Source organism: Streptomyces sp. NPDC088812, from assembly GCF_044750285.1.
Taxonomy (GTDB): domain Bacteria; phylum Actinomycetota; class Actinomycetes; order Streptomycetales; family Streptomycetaceae; genus Streptomyces.
This window is the reverse complement of record NZ_JBIVJP010000019.1, coordinates 98,960-115,183: the sequence shown is the minus strand read 5'-3', so window position 1 is coordinate 115,183 and position 16,224 is coordinate 98,960. Positions and strand designations below refer to the sequence as shown.

Genomic DNA, 16,224 nt, shown 5'->3' with positions numbered 1-16,224 from the left:
CGGGACCTGGCGGCCTTTCAGCCGCCGGTCCCTCGTGCGGAGGGCATGCTCGTGGTGACCGGGGTGATCCGGTCACCGGGGGTATGACTGAAAGTAACTATTCAGTCATACTCATCAGGAGAGGAGAGGATCTCATCATGGCTATCGTCAGCACCTGCACGTACGACTCACGAGGACAGCTCGTCCGTCCCGACGCGCTCGACATCAGCCGTGCGAAGATCCGTCTGGACCTCGACACTGGTGAGAAGCCCACCTTCGACCGCGGTCACACGCACGTCTTCGTCGTCTCCGACATGGGCGTCACGGCCGAACAGGCCCGTGAGCGCGTGAACGTGAGGCTGTGCCGGTTCTTCGATCGCGCTGAGGCCGTTCGCGGCTTCCGCAAGATCACGATGAAGAAGAGCCAGAGCAAGAACCGGCTCAACCTCAACACCACGATTTCCTACGAGATCCTCTACGTCGTCGAAGCAGACGAGCGATCCGGTAGCCGCAGTCCCGAGTCCCCCAATGCGGGACACCAGCGAGGCTGGAGCACGGTCACCCCTGGGTGATTCGCACCATCCAGGCCTCGCGCTCATCAGCACATGCAGAGAGGCCGGAGAGCTCCCTTCCCACGGGGATGCTCTCCGGCCTCTCTGTTTTCACGTTCCAGTGCAACATCGATCACCTGGCGTCAACGATAGCAGCTATCGTGGATCACTCGCAATGGGCAGCGAATGTCAGTCCATTGCCCTCTCGCTTCCAGTGGAGTCTCATGGATGAACGACTCGGACAGAGTTCTGAGTCGCGTCCGGAGGACCCGTCAGGAGCCTTCTGTGAGCCTCAGGACGCCGAGGATGTTCCATGCGGCTTCCAGTCCCGCTGGGGTTCGGCCGCGCCGCCTGGGAGCCGCACGGCGGCTCGGCGCGGAAGTCCGTCTCGACTTGGTCGCCAGGGGGCCTCGAGCTGCCAGCTGTACCACGAGACGTGGTACACCCCTGAAAACACCGACTGACCTGGGCAAACAGCTGTACCGTGAGGCTCTTCCCTGCATCGGGTGTACCACGTGGGCGCGCCGACGTGGTACGACGTTTTGCCTGGTCAGCCAGCGTTTCCCGCCCATGTACCACGAGTACCACGTCTTTTTGACCGTTTACATAGGGGGCGCGTTCGGGAGCAATCCAGACAGCTCCAGCCACAGCTCGCCAGTCTGCTCTCTTATCCCCCTGCGCGTGTATCTAGTCCCTATTTCCTGGTACAAGTGGTACAGGGGGTATGTAAACCTCGCCTGAACTGGGCAAGCACCTGTACCACGTAGAAAATGCCACGTGGTACACCCTGCTCTTGAACTCCCGAAATTCCTGCTCTGACCTGGGGAAACAGGTGTACCACGTCAAGTGGTACACGTCTCACATACCCCTAGGCGGTATGTGACCCTCGGGACCCTCCTGGAGGGCGTCCAGCTGATGCTCTGGTGGCGGCGGGCTCGGCCGGTCAGAAGAACTCCTCCGAACCTCGACCATGGGCCGGGCGGCTCACGCCGCCCGCGGGTGCGTGGTCGAGCACGAGAAGCCAGTGGCTCCGTCGGGTGCATGCCCCACGGAGCCACTGGCTTCTCGCATCTCATCCAGGCTCGCGACGCGTGTGGTATGGCCTTGGCGGCTGTGCGCCCTCTGCAGTCCCTGTTGGTGGCCCTTTCGGTCCTCTGTTGGCCACGATCCATGACCTCAGTTGACCCTCTTGTTGACTGGTTGGTCAATCGTTGCGAAAGGCTACTTGGATGACGTAGGGTCAAGATCGCGTTCCATTCGATTACGAGTCCAATCGGCTTCCCACGCATCGCCGGCAGGAACTCGATCACGATCGAGAAAGCAGCAGCATGACGCCTCCTGATGCCCCCACATCCGTACCTGCCGCCGGTTCCAGCGCCGGACCGCGCACCAACCCCGTCGCCGACGTCCTGGTCGGCGTCATGGGGTATTTCTCGAACCGCGACGACATGGCTCCGCAGAACGAGATCGTCACCTACGTCACGGCCGCCTACCTCGACCAGATCGACCCGACCGATCCTCCGACGCCTCGCGTGCTGGAGAAGGAACTGCTGGCGATCGTGGGCGGCGTCATCAAGGCCGAGAACTTCAAGGCGGCCGTGGCCGCCGAGAAGTACCCCCTGCCGAGATATCTGACGTACTGGCAGGTCGCGCAGATCCTCCTGCGTCTGCACCACGTCATCCGCATCGCGCCCAACGCCAAGGACACCGATCGCGAGTACGACCTGCTGGCGATGTACCAGGCCACGGGTCGCGCGCGCGGGACGTACACCACCAGCGAGGACGACATCCGCACCACGGCGCGCATGTACAACACCCAGCTGACCCTCAAGGAGTTCGCCGAGGTCCTGGCCGTTCTGCGCGAGGACAGCCCGCGCCGGCACCAGAGCACGAACCGCGACTTCATCGCCGCGCGCAACGGCATCGTCTTCTACGGCACCGAGCCGCTGGACGTCACGATCTTCGGCAAGGACTTCCACTTCGAGCCCAAGCAGGTCCACCCCTTCGACCCCGCCATCGTGCTGCTGACCAAGAACGACGTCGACTACGTGGACGAGGCCCCGCAGCAGGTCATCACGCACCCTGAGGACGGAGACTGGGAAGTCGTCGCCTGGATTGAGGAGCTCTTCGACCAGCCCGGTGACGAGGGCCTCGCCGACCTGATCTGGGAGATCATCGGCGCGATCATCCGGCCGCACGTGCGCTGGGGCAAGACCGCCTGGTTCTACTCGGAGCAGGGCAACAACGGTAAGGGCACGCTCTGCGCGCTCATGCGCAACCTCGTTGGCAGCGGCGCGCATACCTCGATCCCGCTCTCGGACTTCGGCAAGGACTTCGCGCTCGAACCGCTGGTGCGCGCCAACGCGATCATCGTCGACGAGAACGATGTCGGCACCTTCATCGACAAGGCGGCCAATCTGAAGGCGATCGTGACCAACGACGTCATCCAGATCAACCGCAAGTACCGGATGCCGATCGCCTACCAGTTCTTCGGCTTCATGGTCCAGTGCCTGAACGAGTTCCCGCGCGTGAAGGACAAGTCCGAGTCGTTCTACCGCCGGCAGCTCTTCGTGCCCTTCACCAAGAGCTTCACCGGAGCCGAGAAGAAGTACATCAAGGACGACTACCTCCAGCGCCACGAGGTCCTGGAATACGTCTTCTGGTACGCGGTCAACCGCGCCGGCGCGTCATCTCCGGGTGACTACTACCAGCTCTCAGAGCCGGTGGCCACCAAGGCGGTCCTGGCCGAGTACAAGGAGGCCAACGACCCTGTTCGCGCCTTCTGGGAAGAGTTCCGCGGGCGGCTGGTCTGGGACCTGGCACCGTTCACGTTCCTCTACGACCTGTACAAGGCCTGGTTCGCCGACGTCTCGCCGTCGGGCTCCCCGGTGAGCAACAAGCAGTTCATCACGGACCTCGTGGCGATCGTCCGGCCGGATGCCCTGTGGCACTGCCCGGACAAGAACCGCAAGATCCGGCCCGGCCAGATGATGAGCAACCCCGAGGTGCTCATCGCCGAGTACGAGCTGAAGAAGTGGATGCACCCGAGCTACACCGGCAGCGACCCGAAGAAGAAATCCCAGCCGATGCTGCAGGCCAACTACCGCGGACTGCTCCGGCACATGGGCGCATCCACTCCGACCGACGACTCCGCTGGCGAACAGGACTGATGCACCCATGGCTAAAACTGCTGGCGCACTCGGCGAACTCACTCAGGCCGTACTCGAACTCGCCCGCGGCCAGGGCCGCCTGATCACGGCGATGTCCGACGTCGCGCGCGAGCAGCGGATCACCAACCTCATCGTCCGCTCGCAGATCACGGCAGACCCCGTGGAGAAGACCCGGCTCATGAGTGAGGCGTCCCGGCGCATGGATACCCCGCGCCGGCGCTGTCCTCTCGACTCCTCCTGAGGCCAGGCGCGCCTTCTGCCCAGACGCCGGCCGTGATGGTCGGACCGACGAAAAGAGATCCCATCATGACCACACAGCGAACACCCGTCACGGCCTCGAAGGCGCGCTTCACCTTCTACGACATCGAGTCGTTGCCGGACGTCTTCACTCTGTGCGCCTACACCCCGCGGCCCGGCAGAGCCGTCGACGACCTGGAGATCTTCTTCCTCGCCGACGACCAGCAGCTCTCCGACGCGGTGGACCCGCAGGCGCTCTATGAAGCCGTGGTGCGCTCCAACCCGGGCCTGCCCGCGGTGAGCGTCCAGCTGTGGAACCTGCGCGGCGAGCGGGGCAACCTCCGCCTCGCCGAGCTGATGGGCCTCTCGAACGCCGACCAGGTCAACGACCGCAGCGAGGTCTCGTCCTATCCGGCGAGCCTGCGCCCGGTCTGCGACACGGATCCCGAGTACGACCCGCTGAAGCACCCGTTCCTGGCCGGGTACAACTCGCTGAACTACGACACGACCATGCTCGCGCTGTACCTGATGGAGACTTTCCCGGCTCCGCACTCCGGCCGTCTTGTCCAGCCGACCACCGCGCGCGAGATGCGCGAGCACAACGACAAGCTGTTCAACGAGCACGTCGAGTACATGCCCGGCTACCTCGGCTGGGACGGCCCGGCCGCCAAGATCCGCCGCGCCATGATGCACTCGGGCCGGCACCTGGACGTCGCCCGTCTCAACGAACTGCAGACCAAGGTGAGCCTCAAGCGCCTGCTCGGGATGCTCGGCCGCCAGATCAAGGAGTCCGAAAAACTCAGCCACGACACCTCGATCGCCGCGATCGAGGATCTCTACGAGCTGCTGGCCTACAACGTCTCCGACTGCCTGGGCCTGGCCCAGCTCTTCCAGCACCCGGCCTACGCCAGCAACTTCGACCTCAAGGCCGGCCTGCTGGCGAAGTACTCCGAGACCGTCTACGCCAAGAACGGCTCGGTGCGCCGGGACCGCCTGACCATCGACTCGTCCTCGGCGAAGTTCGTCGGCCGCATCCTTGCGCCGTACACCTCGCTGAACGACATCGAGGCCGTGTCGTTCCTCTATCCGGCCAAGGAGGTGGCCGAGGAGCAGGGCATCTCCCAGGTCAACGTACTCGACGAGTGCGTGCGCTTCTTCGAGGAGAACGTGGCCCCCGACCCTGCCAAGGACCCAGCCACGACGCCGGCACAGGCGAAGGCGCACCGCCAGTTCATGCAGGTCGTCAACTACTACCGCTCGATCGAGGGACAGAACTTCAACGACTCCGAGGAGTACCGCGACCTGTTCGACCTCCCGGCCAAGTCCTTGCGCGAACTGCCGAAGACACCGAACAACGTGCCCTACTTCCACCGTGACGCCTCCCCGTCGTCGTGCTTCGCCACATTCAGCACAGGCGGCATCCACGGAGCCGAGGCAGACATGACAGTCTTCGACGCAGACTCCTTCGAGCACCGAGAACAGGCAGCCATGATCGGCCTCGCCAAGCTCTTCTACCCGGACGCGAAGGACTTCGTCGCCGAGGCCAAACGCCAGCACAACCTGCTCGCGCTGCCCGACGGCACGACCGTCGACAAGCGGCTCGTGCTGCTGGGCTCGGACCCGAAAAAGGTGAAGTACCGCAAGCCGAAGAAGGACGACCCGGACCAGGCCGAGCAGCTCGCGCGTGCACAGGCCCAAGTGCCGGATCCGGCCCAGCTGCTGGACACTCAGCGCCCGGACACCGAGGCGATGCACGTGCGCCTGGCCGACGGGACCGTGCTCGACGGCAAGGTCGTCCTGGCCGTCACCTCGGCGATCAAGGCCGTCTATCGCGATGAGCCGGCGAAGAAGGCACCCGCGCTGTTCACTGCGAAGGCCGACAAGTCCACCAAGCTGCACCCGAGGTTCGCACGGACCTCGGCAGGCCTCGTCGTCCACGAGGACTTCACGAGCTACTACCCGAACCTGCTGCGCAACATGAGGGCGTTTTACAATCCCGAACTGGGCGAGGACCGCTACACGACGATCTTCTTCGAGAAGGAGCGCCTGGGCTTCGAGATGAAGAAGCCGGGGATCTCCGCCGAGGAGAAGGCCCGCCTCACGACCTTGCGCAACGGCACGAAGCTGATCCTCAACTCGGCCTCTGGCGCTGCTGACGCCGCGCACCGGACCCCGATCAGGATGAACAACCGCACCATCTCGATGCGGATCATCGGCCAGCTGTTCAGCTGGCGGATCGGGCAGGCCCAGACGCTGGCCGGCGCGCGGATCATCTCGACGAACACCGACGGCCTCTACTCCGTCGTCGGCGGCGAGAACGGCTTCGACGAGACCACCAACAACCGGGTACTCGCCGAGCAGCAGGCCGCCATCGGCATCGACATCGAACCGGAGCTGATGTTCCTCATTAGCAAGGACTCGAACAACCGGCTCGAGCTGGAGTCGCCCAGTGAGGACCGGAGCGTCGCCGACAGCCCGATCATCACCGCCTCCGGCGGGACGCTGGCCTGCCACGCGGGTCCTACCCCGACGAAGTCGCTGGCCCACCCGGCCGTGATCGACTTCGCCCTGGCCCGCTACCTGCAGACTGTCGCCAACCGGGGAGAGGAGGCTCTCGCCGAGCCGTTCGATCCCGTGCTGGGCCGGAAGATGATCGAGGAGGCGATCGACCCGGCCGATCCCGTGCGGACGCTGCTGCTGTTCCAGAACGTCCTCGCCGCCTCGCGTGGATCGATCACCTACCCGTTCGCCGCCGACCCGGTCAGCGCCGGGCCCGACCGGGACGACAACGAGGACGCCGATGCACAGCTGGTGAACCCGCGGGCCCTGCAGATGGTCAACCGGGTCTTCATCGTCCACGACGGCACCGATGGTGCCGTGAGCCTGCACAACGCCGGCGCATGGAAGGTGAACCCGGCCAGCCAGAGCAAGCGGCGCGAGTCCGGCAGCGCCGGGGTGCGACGTGACCCGATCGCGCTGGAGATCCTGCGCCACCACGGATGGGCGAAGAACCGCAGCGAGGCCAGCACCTCCGACGGCCTCACGCTGCTGCCCGATGACCAGGACGTCGTGATCCGCCGGATTAACGGCATCGCCCCGCACTGGTCGGTGATCGTCGTCAACGACGACCTCCGCACGCTGCCGGCCGCCCGGATCGAGCAGCTCATCGGGGCGCTCGACCTCGACATCTACACCCGGATGCTCGACGAGACGTTCACCAAGAACTGGAAGAACGCCGCCTGACCAGCTCCCCGCCCCACCATCGGACCGCAGGGTGCCGGGCCGTGCCGACACGACGCTGCTCGGTGCCCGATTCGAATTTCAGATGAAGGCGAGTCTGGCTCGCCATGGCAAGAGAATCGAGAGACGTCATGTTCCAGACCACACTTCCCGTCCGCACCGTTGAGGGGGGCGACGAGTTGTGAGTGCCGCGACCAGCACCTCCGCCCAGGACGACGACGCCCAGGCCCAGCAGGAGAAGAACACGACCCGCGAGGGCATCCTGGTCCGCCGGGGCCAGATCTGGGAGGACCTCGACACCCGGCAGAGCAAGCACCGCGTCGTCATCGAGTCCGTTGCGGACGGGGAGGCCCAAGCCCGGGATCACTACGGCACGAAGCACACCACCCTCAGCGTCTCCCGAATGTACAGGCACTCCACGGGCTTCCGGCTCGTCGAGCCCGGTGAGCTGAAGTACGGTGCGCCGACGGCCTCTTCGGACGAGAAGACTGAAAGCCGATGACGTCCTCGCGTGAGCGTGTCATCGAGGACTACCTCCTCAGCCAGTGCCGGGCGCACGGCCTCCTGTGCCTGAAATTCGTCTCGCCGGCACGCGGGGGAGTGCCCGACCGGATCGTCGTCGCCCCCCGTGGCACCGTGTTCGTCGAGGTCAAACGCCCTGGCGGCCAGCTGCGGAAGCTGCAACAACTCACGCACGCCAAGCTGCGCCGCCATGGGGCCGAGGTCCATGTCGTCGACGACAAACCGGGCGTCGACGCGTTCATCGCGCACCTTCTCCAAGGCCTCCCGGCCGATAGCGAGCAGCACCATGACCCACGACGAACAGGACCCGCACAAGACTGACCAACGCGACCGCAGGGCCGTCGAGGACGAACACTGTGGATCGGCAACGGCCCCGACATCCAACACTGTGCTGCCGCGCTGCGGCCTGAATGTCACCTGACAGCACCGCCAGGCCCTCCGAGGTTGGGCACACCCCGCCGAACTGGGCAGGGGCCAGAGGGACGGGCGACTCACGCCCCGGCATCAGTGCGACAGCGCGTGTGTGAAGCCCTCCGAGCCAACCCGCACGTCACACGACTCGAAGTCAGAGTTGTCGAACTGGAGACCGAGGTCGCGCAGCAAAAACAGAGAGCCGACGAGGCCTATGCCCGACTCGCTCTCATTCAAGAGGCATTCCATGCCTGACCACTCACTCGAAGAGAAGGGATGACCAGCGACATGACTACGGCTACTGCTCCGTCCCCGATCTCGCTGATGCCGCATCAGCAGCAGATCCACGACTTCCTCGTTGACCACCCCTTCGCCGGTGCATGGGTGTCCGTAGGCGGCATGAAGACACTCAGCACCCTCGCGGTATTGCAGACAGTGCGCCCGATCGGACACATCCTCGTCATCGCGCCTGTGGCGATCGCCCGCTCCACCTGGATCGACGAGATCGAGAAGTGGGGTTTCCCGATCAGGACGAAGTCGCTCATCGTCGACAAGAACGACAGGAAGCTTTCCAAGGTCAAGCGCCTGCAGCGCTTCCGGGAGGTCTTCACCGATCCGCCGACGATGTACTTCATCAACCAGGAGTTGCTGACCCAGCCCTCCCAAGAGACGAAGCTGCTCACGCCGGTGCCGGGCGCAGTGCCTACCCCGACCGTCTCACCGGAGGCGACGGAGATCCTGAGCTTGCTCCAGGCGCGGGGGCCACTGGACCGAGACGCGCTGATCGACGAGTACCGTGCTCTGGTCGCCGGCAACGCCAACAACCGGATCCCCGCCAAGACCAAGATCCGCGCCTGGATTCAGGAGTTGCTCAAGTCGGCCCTGGTGACGTGGGAAGCCTATGACTGCCGAACGTGTTCCGGCGCAGGCTGCGCTCAGTGCCGCTTCGGTCTGGTCGACCAGATGCCGGTCCAGAACATCAATGGCCAGAACACCATCATCTGGCCCTTCCAGACGGTCATCATCGACGAGTCCCAGGGTTTCAAGTCGCACGACTCACAGCGCTTTCTGGCCCTGGCGACAGTGCGGCCGGCCATGAACCGACTCATCGAGCTGACGGGAACGCCCAGCCCTAACGGTCTCCACGACTTGTGGAGCCAGATCTTCCTGCTCGACCAGGGCCAGGCGCTCGGTCGGGACATCACCCAGTTCCGCAACCGGTGGTTCACGCCGAAGATGGTGCCCGGTACGACGACGCCGGCGAAGTGGATCCCCACCGCCAACGCCGAGCAGGAGATCTACGATGCGATTGCGCACCTGGTAATGAGCGCACAGAACACCACGCTGGTCTTGCCCTCGCTCACCATCCAAGACGTCAACGTCACGCTCCCGCCTGATCTGCTTCGGGCCTACAAGGACTTCAAGCGCGACCTGGTCCTGGACATCGTGCAGAGCTACACCGACGACGACGGAAAGCTGACGCACAGCGTCGAATCGATCGTCGCCGCGAACCAGGCGGTGCTGACGAGCAAGCTGATGCAGTTCGCCTCGGGCACGCTCTACACCGCGGATCCTGACGACCCGACCACGAAGGGCCGGTACGAGGTCATCCATGACAAGAAGATCGAGATGACCGAGTACCTGGTGCGGAACAACGGCGGCGAGCCCGTGCTCATCGCCTATCACTTCAAGTCCGACAAGGAGCAACTGCTCACGCGGCTCCGGAAGGCCGGCGTCGACGCGCAGGCCTTCGACGGCTCACGCGACATGGTCCGCCAGTGGAACGCCAAGCAGATCCCGGTGATGCTGCTCCACCCTGCCGCTGCGGGGCACGGCCTGAACCTGCAGCACGGCGGCTCGACGATGATCTGGTACACCCTGCCGTTCTCGCTCGAGCACTACATGCAGACGAACGGTCGGCTGCATCGCCCTGGCCAACAGCAACCGGTGATCATCCACCGGCTCATCGCCAGGGGCACGCAGGACGAGCGGATGCCCTCTGTGCTCGCTGGCAAGCAGCAGGTCCAGGACGACCTCATCGAGGCCGTCTCCGGGGACTTCAACGCCGAGCAGGCGCTTCTCGCCGCCCTGGAGGAAGAGATCCGCGAGGACCTCAACAACCTCTGGGCTTCCGAGCGAGTCTGACCCACGCCCATCCGGCGGCGGCCCGGCTGGGATCCCACGGCCGGGCCGTCGCCATCGCGCACAACCGGAGCCGATCACGTGATCGTCTTCGCGCCCGGCCTCTTCACCTATGACGGTGACGAGATCACCGGGACCGAGAAACAGATGCTCGACGAGCTCCACCTGCGCAAGATCGATGGGCCTTGGGACAGGTCCCGATCTCGCTGACGAAGTGCTGGTCATCGACCCAGGCGGATACGCCGGGGAGTCGACAAACCGTGAGATCGCCTACGCCGAGGAGCGCGGCAAACCCGTGACATTCATCAACAGGCGCGAAGAGCGCTGACGGAAGGATCCCCCCGATGTCGTTCGAGATCTACCACCCCAACCCGAACGAGGGCCGTCGTGCCAGGGGTCCCGCCAAGATCACCGTCACCCACGCCGAGAACGGGCGTTCGCAGATCGCGCTGTCCGCCGCGGCACGCGACTGGTTGCGGCCGACCCCCGGTCGCAGCGAGGCACGGTGGCCCGCAAACCAGCCGACGATGAAGCTCGTCATCCTGATCGACCGCGACGCGAAGAAGATCAAGCTGCAGCGCACTGAGGACACCGTTACCGGAGACCACGTCCACAATGTCAAGGGCCTGAGCCACACCAGCACCGCCTACATCACCGGTTGGCGGCTTGATGAGGAGCTGGGCCTCGACGAAGGCCACTTCGTGGCCGAGCTACTGCCCAACCCGGACGACGGCGCCGATACCGCAGTGCGCGCCATAGTCGTCGACGCCGCCGCCAGCACGCCGATCAAAAGGCGTCAGCCGACTGCAAAGACCGATTCCGTGACGCAGCCCTGATCCCGACGCCCGTAACCACCGATGAGCAAGCCCGCATCGAAGAGTTGCGCCAGATGATCGATGAGAGCGTCACCGTCGTCGCGTCATGAGCCCCTCTTAGGCATCGACATCGCGGGATGGCTCCCATCCCGCGCGCAGGAGCAGTACCTGCGTCGCTTCACCGAACTGACTCAGGATACGAGGCCGTCGCATGACCAGCACCAACAACGACACTGCCGCCGTCGTCACCAGCGCCGCCCCTGCACCCCTGCCTCGGTCCGGCGGTGCCTGGGCCCGTGACCTCGGCGATCAGTACAGCAAGATCGCCCGGACCTCGACGAACCCGCAGCAGGCTGAAGCCAATGCCGCCGCGGCGCGCACGTACTACGACATCGCGGATCGTGTGGACCGAGCCATATCCGACGACCAGCCCGGAGAGGGAGACAAGCCGTGACCGCCACCAACCACAAGAAGTACCGCCCGCCGATCGAGGAGCGCTGGACCGACGGCATGCGCACTGAGCCCGTCCGGATCGCCGCGCGCACCGAGTGGCTGTACAGCGAGTATGACCCCAGAGTGATCGTCCCGGAGGGACGCACGCGCCACGCGTTCTCGCGCAGCGCCAAGGTCACCGCGTCCGATGTGCCCAGCCCCTACGAGTCGATGCAGGACCTGGCCAGCCATCTGCACCGTGCTGTCGCCGCCTTCGGTGACGACAAGGACCTGGTCATCGAGGTTCGGCTCGCCGATGACGACAACACCAGGGTCCTCGAAGAGTTCTTCTCGCAGGAGATCCCCATCAGCGTCGATCCGACGCGAAGCGTCACTCAGCCGGGGGAGGAGCGGACCGATCGCTGAGAACACTGCTGCTCCCGCCGTCGAGCCGCCCAGCTCGGAGATCATCCGGTTACCGCATCCTGCCGATCGGCTACCGCGAGTCCTCCGTGTTCGGCAAGGAGCACTTTGAGCATCGGGTCTCCTGGCGCGGGATGGACCCCGAGAGCGGCGAAGACCTCTGGGCCGTGGTGCACATAGGCGCGTGCCTGGCTGCCGACTGCGCCTGGGAGTACGATCCGCCGCCGTCATTGCGCAACGACAACGGGCGGGCGCGCTGCCTGTTCAGCCGCGAGGAAGCTCTGCGCCGAGCAGCCGTGGCCGTCAACAGATCAAGTTCAACAGCCGGAGGTTCGCCCGGTGGAACAAGCACTATGCGTCGCGCTCAGCGTGACCCTCTCGGCGTCGCCTCCTATGGGCGCTGGCCCCTATGGGCGTTGGCCCCGCGGGTCTGGGTCGGCATAACCGACCCGGGGGCGGGATCGATACCGGAACAGGCCGGTTGTTCGTGAACCCGGCCGGTCCGCGTTGATACGTCGGCGTCCCGTCAGAGGCATCCCCGGGTTCCGGCGGTGTCCCTGAGGGGACGTTTTGTTGCCACCGGCCGTACGCGGTTACGACGCTGATCGCCGAAGCCCCGAGCGAGACACCGGTGAGACCCGTCAATGCACCAGCTGGGACACGCATCGGCCTCCAACCAAACCTCTGACGGCCTCTCACGAGCGCGCCCTGGCAACGGGTCTGGCCATGGACACAAAGGAACAGCGCGCCTCCATCCTCTGCGTCAAGGGCAGCGGCTTCCTCCACGTCATGCGGGGGAGGCCCATCAGGGCGGGACGGCCCTGTCCCGGTTCCCCGAGCAGGACCCGATCTTCAAGGACCAGAAGTGATGAAGCACAAGACCACAGAGATACTCGTCGACGCCACGGTCCAGCTGTACGCCGACCTCCAGGAGGTCGCCGGACTCATCTCGCGCGTGCTCGCGAAGTTCCCCGCGGAGACGGTGCCTCAGATACTCAGGCCGTTCCTCGGCGCGCCGAGAGTCGCGTTCGCGCGACCGTCCATGACGGGCGACGGCAAGATCATGCTCCAGATGGACCGCAGGACGCAGCCCTACGTGATGGCCTGGATCCCCGGCGAGTGGCTGATGATGCAGGAGTCTCAACTCGCCAGCGCCGTGCGCGAGATGTACTGGAGCGAAAAAGCGCACAGCGCCCACCGGGAGCTGATCCGGCTCGGGAAGATGATCGGAGAGCACAACCGTCAGGCGGAGCACCACCGTGCCAGGGCGAGTGAGGCACGTCGAGAGTACGACCGTCTCGCCGCCAGCATCCGCCGGAGCTCGGCCCGCAAGAGCCGCTCCGCCGAGGACGCCTCCGATGGCTGACTCTACGGACCCCGCACGACGTCCCAGCAAGAACTGGAGGAGTACCGAGACGCCCTGGTCCACGCAGAAAAAGCGGACTCTCTCGAGTTCTGGTGTGCCTTCAGGCTCACGGGAAGAGATCCCGTAACCGCCGGCCACCTGAAGTTGAAACTTCAGTGTCATCGACGACCTGCTCGTGCTGGGCCAGGTCGTGCCGCACAGCAACCAACCCACATCACGCCCTACAAGGAGCGACTGACGCATGGCCCGCAAGCAGAGGATCACGCAGTACCAGGTCGACGAATGGAAAATGACACTGGAAATGTTTCTGGAGCAAGGCGACTTCAGGCAGGACGGCCGGCCGCTGAGCCCCGCCGGCATCGCGGAGCGCAAGCAGGAGATCGCGATGCTCCGCGGGCTGAACACCCTTCGCGTGGGCCAGCTCGTTGACCTGGACACCGTTCAGCCCATCTACGAAGACACCAAGGAGGGTTGACCGCAACCCCGGGAGCCGATGAGGCAGGGCGGGCCGTTGGCTCGCCATCTTCCACATCGAGGTGGTGACTGGCTCGACGTATTCGCCGCAGTCCTCGACGGCCACGGGACACCCGAGTCCCGCATTGACCAGGTCCGCACGTGGGCCTTCGGCGACGTCTGGACAGTCAGCCCCGACCACGAGGCCGGAGCCTCCGACATCTACGCAAACGACGCTGGCGCAGCGCTCGCGCACTTCCGCGAGAACTTCGAGGACGACGAAGAGGCTGTGCCCGAAGGGCTCGATTCGACAGCAGCGCGCGACACCAGGTGGCGCGTGAGCTGGGAGATCGACGCTGAAGGAAGCACAGCTCTCGGGGCGGCTCGCCAGGTCTGGGCAGACCAGTTCGGCCGCGACGGTGCCACTGACGGGGACGACTGCGCCTTCACCGTCACCGACAGCGTGACGGGCCAATCAGAGGTGATCGACCTCAGCGACCACGATGGGTAGTTGGACGACCCGCTCTGAAGCACAAGCGTTGGGCCGGCACAGCCGGCTCGGGAGCCAATGAGACACCCGCCTGCCGGTGGGGCCGTGCTGGAACGACCAGCCCAGCTCCACCGGCAGTTTCGTTGCTGGCCCCAGCCAGCTGCCGTACCCAACAAGCTCAAGGAGCAGCGCTCTCATGACCGATCACGACTGGGACAACCCCATCACCTGCGAGTTCGTCGGCACGCAGCCACCCGAACACTCGAACGGGGAAAACACCGTGTCCAGTACCGCGGTTCCCGAGAAGGTCATACGCACCGTCACCGACGCCTACCTGATAGCCCTCAGGCTGGGTGATCTTCACGCAGCGCTCGGACTCATGACGCAACTGGCCGACACGTACGGTCTGGTAGCCGTCCGCGGCCTCGCCGCCGAGCTCGCCATGAACCTTCACACCCACTGCCCGTCACGCTTCCGTACTGCCTTCGGCGGCGCGAACCTCTCCGCTCTCGCCCCCGCAGCGGACGACGACGCGCTCACCACCCTTGAGGTCGCCTCCAAGACCAACCGCCTCATGGGACGCGGGCAGGTCACAGCTGCCGACTTGGAGGACACCGAAGTCCAGATGCGCGTCACGGAACCCGTCCGTCATGCCGTTCAGGCGGCACTCAATGCCGCTGCTGGGCAGAGCAGTTCGGCTGCGGCCGCTCAGCTGGGCGCGCTGACCACGCCCCGCGAGTTGTCTGCGGCCGTGGCCCTGCTCACCAACGGGCTTCGCGCCGTACTGCCGTAGGCACACGCCATGAGCCCCCGTGTCTGCCACAAGGGCCATAGCCGCCCGATCCCGTTCGACTGCAAGTCCGGCGCAGGACACCCAGGAACGTGCAGCCCCTTCACCCACCGGCCCCACCCGCCCGAGAACGCTGACGATCACGCTGCGCTCCTCGCTATGAGCAGGGAACGCCCGAACGCCAGCGCGAGTGCACGGGCCCGCTCAGCCCCTTGATTCCACTTCACCTTCATGACGGACCTGGAGGTACCTTGCATGCCGGCATTCCTGGAGCAGCCCGCCTACGGATCAGGAGGCCCAGACGGCAACGGCTGGACCCGCCTCACCCTCGGCGCCCACTTCGACCACCTGCATCAGTGTGGGTGGCGGCCGACGCATCACACCTCGCTGTTCGAGGCGTTGACCGGCCGTCAGCGCTGGGGCGGTTACGAGCGTTGTCCTGGAGACGGACCCGGGGCGTGCGCAGCGTGCCCGGTTCAGCACCGCCGCCTCACGCACGACGGCGGGCTCGACTGGCCGGCAGACACGCCCCTTCTCCTGGCCCGCGTCAGGCCATGGCCGTCCACTCCTGACGCGTTGTTCGCAGACCAGGCCTCCGGGCGCAGCACTTTGGAGTTGTCCGCCTGGAGGGGCGATCCGCCCATAGCGACAACCGGCTGGAAGGAGGTTCTCAACACACCTGGCGTTCAGATCAGCTGGAGATGGCAGGACGAGGAGAGCGAGGCGTTCTGGATCGTCCGCAACCACTCCGAGTCTGACGCCACGGCGGTCCTCAGCGAGCATGACGGCGAACGTACGCGCCACGAGCTGTACAGCGGGCGAGACAGGGCCCGTACGGCCATTCTGACCTGCGACGGCGCCTGCGCTCACGAGACGTATCACTTGCAGCAGCTGGCCGCTGACCTCGACGGCCTCGCTGACGGCATTGCGCCTTCGGGCGAGGTGACCGTGATCCCCGAGAGCCTTCCAGGCGTGCCGTTGATCAGCATCACCCAGGACGGCGCTCACAGCGTGCTGCGCCTGGGCCGTTCCCGCGACTACCCGGCATCCACTGTCCATATCAACTGGGAGTCCCACGAAGGCGAGCTCACAGCGACCGCCCTCGTGGCGCACGCCGTCCGTCTCACCGCTGTTTGAACGCGGGCCGCCAGCCTCCTCCGGCTGATGGCCGCCGGCTGCCGCACCGAGCACACACAGGTACCT

16 protein-coding genes are annotated in these 16,224 nt (G+C 65.4%); all 16 read left to right on the top strand.

Going from position 1 to position 16,224, the window contains the following annotated elements; genetic code table 11:
- Window positions 1-137: 137 nt before the first annotated feature.
- The 16 genes from ACIP67_RS29820 to ACIP67_RS29745 all read left to right on the top strand — a co-directional run bounded on the left by ACIP67_RS29820 (window position 138) and on the right by ACIP67_RS29745 (window position 16,158).
- Window positions 138-551 carry a hypothetical protein gene (locus ACIP67_RS29820; protein ID WP_401695982.1) on the top strand — a complete coding sequence of 138 codons (414 nt, stop codon included), beginning with the start codon at window positions 138-140 and terminating at the stop codon, window positions 549-551.
- Between the two features lie 1,307 nt (window positions 552-1,858).
- Entirely contained in the window at window positions 1,859-3,700 is a 1,842-nt protein-coding gene (locus tag ACIP67_RS29815; RefSeq protein WP_401695980.1) for a phage/plasmid primase, P4 family, read from the top strand.
- 7 nt (window positions 3,701-3,707) lie between these two features.
- On the top strand, window positions 3,708-3,941 hold the full coding sequence (locus ACIP67_RS29810) for a hypothetical protein (protein WP_401695979.1): 234 nt from the start codon (window positions 3,708-3,710) through the stop codon (window positions 3,939-3,941).
- Window positions 3,942-4,006: 65 nt separating this feature from the next.
- A complete protein-coding gene (locus tag ACIP67_RS29805; protein WP_401695978.1) occupies window positions 4,007-7,180 on the top strand; it encodes a hypothetical protein in 3,174 nt (1,057 codons plus the stop codon).
- A 178-nt stretch (window positions 7,181-7,358) separates the two neighbouring features.
- Window positions 7,359-7,679, top strand: coding sequence for a hypothetical protein (locus tag ACIP67_RS29800; protein ID WP_401695977.1), 321 nt, complete (start codon window positions 7,359-7,361; stop codon window positions 7,677-7,679).
- Window positions 7,676-8,020: a VRR-NUC domain-containing protein gene (locus ACIP67_RS29795; protein ID WP_401695976.1), complete on the top strand. Its 345-nt coding sequence runs from the start codon at window positions 7,676-7,678 to the stop codon at window positions 8,018-8,020. The genes ACIP67_RS29800 and ACIP67_RS29795 overlap by 4 nt, the downstream gene beginning before the upstream one ends.
- 366 nt (window positions 8,021-8,386) lie before the next feature.
- Window positions 8,387-10,255, top strand: a complete 1,869-nt coding sequence (locus ACIP67_RS29790; protein ID WP_401695975.1) for an SNF2-related protein — start codon at window positions 8,387-8,389, stop codon at window positions 10,253-10,255.
- Between the two features lie 78 nt (window positions 10,256-10,333).
- Window positions 10,334-10,462: a hypothetical protein gene (locus ACIP67_RS29785; RefSeq protein ID WP_401695974.1), complete on the top strand. Its 129-nt coding sequence runs from the start codon at window positions 10,334-10,336 to the stop codon at window positions 10,460-10,462.
- A gap of 134 nt (window positions 10,463-10,596) precedes the next feature.
- Complete coding sequence (locus ACIP67_RS29780) at window positions 10,597-11,088, top strand: hypothetical protein (protein ID WP_401695973.1); 492 nt, start codon at window positions 10,597-10,599, stop codon at window positions 11,086-11,088.
- A 190-nt stretch (window positions 11,089-11,278) separates the two neighbouring features.
- Window positions 11,279-11,521 carry a hypothetical protein gene (locus tag ACIP67_RS29775; RefSeq protein ID WP_401695972.1) on the top strand — a complete coding sequence of 81 codons (243 nt, stop codon included), beginning with the start codon at window positions 11,279-11,281 and terminating at the stop codon, window positions 11,519-11,521.
- A complete protein-coding gene (locus ACIP67_RS29770; protein ID WP_401695971.1) occupies window positions 11,518-11,925 on the top strand; it encodes a hypothetical protein in 408 nt (135 codons plus the stop codon). Before ACIP67_RS29775 ends, ACIP67_RS29770 begins: the two co-directional genes overlap by 4 nt.
- 865 nt (window positions 11,926-12,790) lie before the next feature.
- Entirely contained in the window at window positions 12,791-13,288 is a 498-nt protein-coding gene (locus ACIP67_RS29765; protein WP_401695970.1) for a hypothetical protein, read from the top strand.
- Window positions 13,289-13,529: 241 nt separating this feature from the next.
- Window positions 13,530-13,763 carry a hypothetical protein gene (locus ACIP67_RS29760; protein ID WP_401695969.1) on the top strand — a complete coding sequence of 78 codons (234 nt, stop codon included), beginning with the start codon at window positions 13,530-13,532 and terminating at the stop codon, window positions 13,761-13,763.
- Between the two features lie 36 nt (window positions 13,764-13,799).
- On the top strand, window positions 13,800-14,252 hold the full coding sequence (locus tag ACIP67_RS29755) for a hypothetical protein (protein ID WP_401695968.1): 453 nt from the start codon (window positions 13,800-13,802) through the stop codon (window positions 14,250-14,252).
- A gap of 175 nt (window positions 14,253-14,427) precedes the next feature.
- A complete protein-coding gene (locus ACIP67_RS29750) occupies window positions 14,428-15,024 on the top strand; it encodes a hypothetical protein (RefSeq protein ID WP_401695967.1) in 597 nt (198 codons plus the stop codon).
- Window positions 15,025-15,252: 228 nt separating this feature from the next.
- The gene (locus ACIP67_RS29745) at window positions 15,253-16,158 is read left to right on the top strand and encodes a hypothetical protein (protein WP_401695966.1); all 906 of its coding nucleotides are present in this window, start codon (window positions 15,253-15,255) and stop codon (window positions 16,156-16,158) included.
- The last annotated feature ends 66 nt before the right edge of the window (window positions 16,159-16,224 follow it).